Below are 5,163 nucleotides of genomic sequence, written 5' to 3'. Positions count from 1 at the left end.
GCCCACGAAGAGATCGTGCCCGAGGCAGCCCCGGAAGAGGAGAAGACTGGCTGGCGCAAGGTCTTGGCCGGCGAGCGCGTGGCCGACCTGCAACCGCGACCGCCTGTCGTCACCATGCTCGGCCACGTCGACCACGGCAAGACGTCGCTCCTGGATGTAATCCGCCAGACGAATGTGACCGCGGGCGAGGCCGGCGGCATCACGCAGCACATCGGTGCCTACCAGACGGTGAAGGATGGCAAGTCGATCACCTTCCTGGACACGCCGGGCCACGAGGCGTTCACCGCCATGCGCGCCCGCGGCGCCCAGGCGACCGACATCGCCATCCTGGTTGTGGCCGCCGATGACGGCGTCATGCCCCAGACGCGCGAGGCGGCCGACCACGCCCGCGCCGCTCACGTGCCCATCGTCGTGGCCCTCAACAAGATCGATCTGGCCGGGGCGCGCCCCGACCGGGTAAAGCAGCAGTTGTCGGACATTGGCCTGACGCCCGACGATTGGGATGGCGACACGATGGTCATCCCCGTCTCCGCCCGCGAGAAACTGGGCGTCGATGACCTGCTGGAGGCGGTGCTGCTGGTGGCGGAAGAACTCAACCCGCAGGCCAACCCCAAGTCGCCGGCCACGGGCACGGTGCTGGAGGCCAAGATGGAGCGCGGCAAGGGCATCATGACCACAGTGCTGGTGCAGAATGGCACGCTCCACCTGGGCGACACCATGCTGGTGGGCGATCACTACGGCCGCCTCAAGGCCATGTTCGACTACACCGGCAAGCGCGTGCCCGAAGCTGGCCCGGCGACGCCGGTCTCCGTGTCCGGTCTCGACGGCATCCCTCAGGCGGGCGAACAGTTCCGCGTGGTGGACAGCGAAAAGACGGCCCGCAAGCTCATCGAGGAGGCGCGCGAGGCAGCCCGCATCACCCCGACCGCCCGCGGGCGCACGACGACGCTCGACGAGTTCTTCGCCCGGCTGCAAGAGGGCGAGGCCAAGACACTCAACCTCATCGTCAAGGCCGATGTGCAAGGCTCGCTGGAGCCCATCGTCACCTCGCTGGAGCGGCTGAACGGCGGCGAGGTGGAGCTTGACATCCTGCGCTCCGCGACCGGCCCCATCAGTGAGAGCGACGTGATGCTGGCCTCGGCGTCGGACGCGATCATTCTCGGCTTCAACGTGGACGCCGACCCCATCGCCCGCAATGCCGCCGCCGTCGAGGAGGTGCAGATCCGCACCTACGACATCATCTATAAGCTCATTGAGGACGTGGAGAAGGCGATGAAGGGCCTGCTGGCCCCCACCTTCGAAGACGTGGTCATCGGCCGGGCCGAAGTGCGGCAGGTGTTCAAGATCCGCAACTTAGGCAACATCGCCGGCTCCTACATGCGCACGGGCGAGGGGCGGCGCAACGCCAAGGTGCGCGTCATCCGCAACAGCCGCCTCCTCCACACCGGCACGGTTAGCAGTCTGAGACACTTGCAGGAGAACGTGCGCGAGGTGAAGGCGGGCTTCGAGTTCGGCGTCAGCATTGATGGGTTCAATGACTTCCAGGCGGGCGACATTATCGAGTTCTTCGTCACGCAGCGCGTCGCCGTTGCATAAAAAGCAGCCACAGATTGCACGGGTGTAGGGGCGCACCTGCGTGTGCGCCCTGAGGTAGGGGCAGACATGCAGAGGGCAGACATGCAGAGGGCAGACATGCAGAGGGCAGACATGCAGAGGCCAGACACGCAGGTCTAGCCCCTACTGTGGATTCCTCCTATGAGCAAGATCAGACAAGAGCGCACCGCCGATCACATGCAGATTATCCTGAGCGAGCTATTCCTGCACGCCGTCAGCGATCCACGGCTGGCGGGCGTGACTATCACCCAAGTCTTGCTCGATCGGGAGCTGCTGCACGCCAACGTCTACGTCAACGCGCTGGGCGACGAGACGCGCGAAGCGGAAGTGATGGCCGGGCTGGAGAGCGCCGGCGGCTTCCTGCGGCGCGAGGTGGCCCAGCGCCTCGACTTGCGGGCCGCGCCCATCCTGCGCTTCCACTGGGACCCGAGCCTGCGCTACGCGGACGAGGTCAACGCGCTGCTCGACCGTCTCGACATTCAGCCAGAAACGCCCGCCCCGGCCGCGCCCGCCAGCAGCGACGAGGAAGAGTGAGGCAGCGAGAGGGGGCAGGGAGCCGATGATCCATTTCGCCATCGAAAAAGCCAATCACGTTCTGGTCATCGCTCACGTCGATCCCGACGGGGACGCCATCGGCTCGCTGACGGCGGTCGGCCAGGGGTTGCAGCAGATCGGCAAGCGCGTCACGCTGGTCTGCGACGACGCCGTGCCGCCGCGCTTCCACAACCTGCCATTGGCCGCCGACGTGCGGCGCGCCTCCAAGACCGATTTCCTCTACGATCTCGTCATCGCCGTCGATTGCGCCGACGAGTCGCGCATGGGCTGGGCCTACGCCTGCCTGCCGGAGCCGAAGCCAACCCTCGCCAACATCGACCACCACATCACCAACACCCGCTTCGGCGCGTTTAACGTCATCGAGCCGGCGGCCAGTTCGACGGCCGAGATTCTCCACCGCTTTCTGCCCGACCTCGGCGTGACGCTGACGCCCTCGATCGCCGCGAGCCTGCTGACCGGTATCGTGACCGACACGATGGGCTTCCGCACGTCGAACGTGACGGCGGCGACACTGCGGGCCGCGGCCGACTTAGTGGACGCCGGGGCCGACATCGCCGCCATTTCTCTGCGCGCCCTGCACCAGCGACCACTGGCGACGGCCCGCCTGTGGGGCATCGGCCTTGGCGGCATGAAGTTCGATGACGGCCTGCTCTGGACGGCCATCTCCCGCGACGATCTGCGCCTGGCCGGCATCGAGGGCCGCCCCAGCAGTTCCGGCCTGGTCAACTTCCTGGCCGACGTGGACGTGGCCGTTATGGGTGTGGTGCTGAGCGAGACGCCAGAAGGCAACGTGAACGTCAGCATGCGCTGCACCGCGCCCTATAACGTGGCCGAGGTAGCGCTCCAGTTCGGCGGCGGCGGCCACGCCCTGGCCGCCGGCTGCACGCTAAATGGCCCCCTGGAAGCGGCTGAGGCGGCCCTCGTCGCCGCCTGCCGCGCGGCCATCGCCCGCCAGCGCCCCCAGCCCGCTCTATCCCGCGCGTGACCTCCGGCCTGCTCATCCTCGACAAGCCCACCGGCCCCACGTCCCACGACGCCGTCCAGCGCTTGCGGCGACTCAGCGGCCAGCGGCGCATCGGCCATGCCGGCACGCTCGACCCACTGGCTGAGGGGGTGTTGCTGGTCTGCCTGGGGCGGGCGACACGCTTCGTGGAATATCTGGTCGGGCTGGACAAGACGTATGAGACGACCGTCCGGCTGGGTCAGGCGACGACGACCTATGACGCGGAGGGGACGGTGACGCTGGAGCGCCCGGTGGAGGTCACGCCGGGCCAGATCGAGGCGGCGCTCGACGCCTGGCGCGGCCCCATTCAGCAGCGCGTGCCCCTCTTCTCGGCTGTCAAGCGCGACGGGCAGCCGCTCTACAAGAGCGCCCGGCGGGGCGAGGCGGTGGAGCCGCCGGTGCGCGAGGTGACCATCCACGCCCTCGATGTGCTGTCCTTCACGCCGCCGCTGCTGACACTGCGCGTGGTCTGCTCCTCCGGAACCTACATCCGTTCGCTGGCCCACGACCTGGGCGCGGCGCTGGGTTGCGGCGGGCACGTCGCGGCGCTGCGGCGCACGGCGGTTGGTCGCTTCACCATAGCCCAGGCTGTTAGCCTGGACGCCCTGACGCCGGAGAACCTGGCCGAGTATCTCTTGCCGCCGGAAGCGGCCGTGGCCCACCTGCCGCGGCTCGACGTGGACGAAGCCAGCGCGGCGCGGCTGGCGATGGGGCAGCGGCTCGCCGCGCCGGGGGATGCGCCAGTGGGAGACGTGGCGGCGTGGGGGCCGGGGGGGCGGTTTTTGGGGGTGGTGGCGGTGGATGGAGAGGTGTTACGGCCCCGAAAGATGTTCTAAAGCCATTACACAGTTAGAACGTCCGGCAGACGCTACCCACCATAGAACCGTTTGTAGTCATCGTGGTTCCCTATCCAGAACCACGTGATCGTGTCGCCTTCCACAATGCCCAATGCGCGGCAACCGCGGGTCACCCGTACCGACCAGATGTTCTCGGCGACGTTGATGCATTTGAAGCGCAAGGAGGGGTGAAATGGATTATCGCGCCAGAGGAGAAACGCTTTACGACCCTGTCGCTTGGTGGAGCTATCCAGGGCCTCATACGCCTTCCAAAAGGAGGGCAGCGTCTTCGAGTTCATAACCTTTCAAAATCCATCGGTTCCGCTTTGCCCTCATGGATTTCCTGGCGAGCCCGTGATGCCGCCGCGATCAATTGCTCTTGCGTCTGCTCGAACTCCGCGTCCCACTCCGCTTCATCATCAAGCTCGGCAAGATAGTCGCGTAGATGCTCGACTACCCGGTTCTGCGTCGCTTCGGACAACATCTCCATCATCTTGACGACCGTGTGAATAGCCTCGGTTTCTAGCATATATTCACCTTTGATTGTGGATTTCGCAGGTCGGTGTTACCGCGATACCGTGAACCCGAGAACTGAGTCAGCCCAGAATGCTTTCGACCGCCACTCCAGCCACCGGCAAAGTAAGTGGCGCGATCGTCTCCCCCCGCCGCGCCTCGTGGCTCTCGCCATAGCCCGTCTCACTCGGCGCGCGATAGACGGTGACCGTCTGTTGCAACAGCGCCACCAGCCACACCTCCTGGACGCCCGCGCGGGCATAAAGCGGCAGCTTTACGTCGCGGTCGTAGACTAGCGAGGAGTCGGCCACTTCAATGAGTAGCAGCACATCCTCCGGTTCGGGGTGGCCGTTTGTATAGTAATCAGTTCGCCATTGGAGCAACGTTACGTCCGGCTGAGGCTCAGAATACTTGCTCAGGCGAATTGGGCTCTGTACGCGGACGATTGCCAATCCTTTAACCAGTGGTACTAATAGTTCAGTTAGACGATCAATACAGGCGGAGTGTCGTGGGCCAAGCGGACTCATCTCGATGATCTCCCCATCCACCAGTTCGACGCGATCATCCTCGGCGAAAACGCCGGCGGCGACGATCTGCTCATATTCGTCCGTCGTGAACCGTCTGCGGGTAATAGCCGGTGCG

Annotated in this window: 8 protein-coding genes; 5 read left to right on the top strand and 3 right to left on the bottom strand. The window is 65.7% G+C overall.

Annotation, left to right across the window (positions count from 1 at the left end; all coding sequences use genetic code 11):
* From infB to truB, 5 genes are all read left to right on the top strand, one after another.
* Positions 1–1,596, top strand: a 1,596-nt coding sequence (gene infB, locus ACE3UY_RS20940; RefSeq protein WP_374689420.1) for a translation initiation factor IF-2, incomplete at its 5' end; no start/stop codon positions are given.
* Positions 1,597–1,638: 42 nt separating this feature from the next.
* A complete protein-coding gene (locus ACE3UY_RS20935) occupies positions 1,639–1,734 on the top strand; it encodes a pentapeptide repeat-containing protein (RefSeq protein ID WP_374689419.1) in 96 nt (31 codons plus the stop codon).
* Positions 1,735–1,755: 21 nt separating this feature from the next.
* The gene (gene rbfA, locus ACE3UY_RS20930; RefSeq protein ID WP_374689418.1) at positions 1,756–2,148 is read left to right on the top strand and encodes a 30S ribosome-binding factor RbfA; all 393 of its coding nucleotides are present in this window, start codon (positions 1,756–1,758) and stop codon (positions 2,146–2,148) included.
* A gap of 25 nt (positions 2,149–2,173) precedes the next feature.
* Positions 2,174–3,154, top strand: a complete 981-nt coding sequence (locus ACE3UY_RS20925; protein ID WP_374689417.1) for a bifunctional oligoribonuclease/PAP phosphatase NrnA — start codon at positions 2,174–2,176, stop codon at positions 3,152–3,154.
* Entirely contained in the window at positions 3,151–4,008 is an 858-nt protein-coding gene (gene truB, locus ACE3UY_RS20920) for a tRNA pseudouridine(55) synthase TruB (protein ID WP_374689416.1), read from the top strand. The genes ACE3UY_RS20925 and truB overlap by 4 nt, the downstream gene beginning before the upstream one ends.
* A 32-nt stretch (positions 4,009–4,040) precedes the next feature.
* Here truB and ACE3UY_RS20915 read toward each other — a convergent pair whose 3' ends face one another.
* The 3 genes from ACE3UY_RS20915 to ACE3UY_RS20905 form a co-directional block, all read right to left on the bottom strand.
* A complete protein-coding gene (locus ACE3UY_RS20915; RefSeq protein ID WP_374689415.1) occupies positions 4,041–4,307 on the bottom strand; it encodes a hypothetical protein in 267 nt (88 codons plus the stop codon).
* The gene (locus ACE3UY_RS20910) at positions 4,304–4,537 is read right to left on the bottom strand and encodes a hypothetical protein (protein ID WP_374689414.1); all 234 of its coding nucleotides are present in this window, start codon (positions 4,535–4,537) and stop codon (positions 4,304–4,306) included. Before ACE3UY_RS20910 ends, ACE3UY_RS20915 begins: the two co-directional genes overlap by 4 nt.
* A gap of 67 nt (positions 4,538–4,604) precedes the next feature.
* On the bottom strand, positions 4,605–5,163 hold a 559-nt coding region (locus ACE3UY_RS20905; protein WP_374689413.1), incomplete at its 5' end, for a Uma2 family endonuclease.

Origin of the sequence: Promineifilum sp. (SeqCode), assembly GCF_041918635.1 — a bacterium.
GTDB lineage: Bacteria > Chloroflexota > Anaerolineae > Promineifilales > Promineifilaceae > Promineifilum.
The sequence above is the reverse complement of the archived record's forward strand: the minus strand, read 5'-3'. Positions and strand labels throughout refer to the sequence as shown.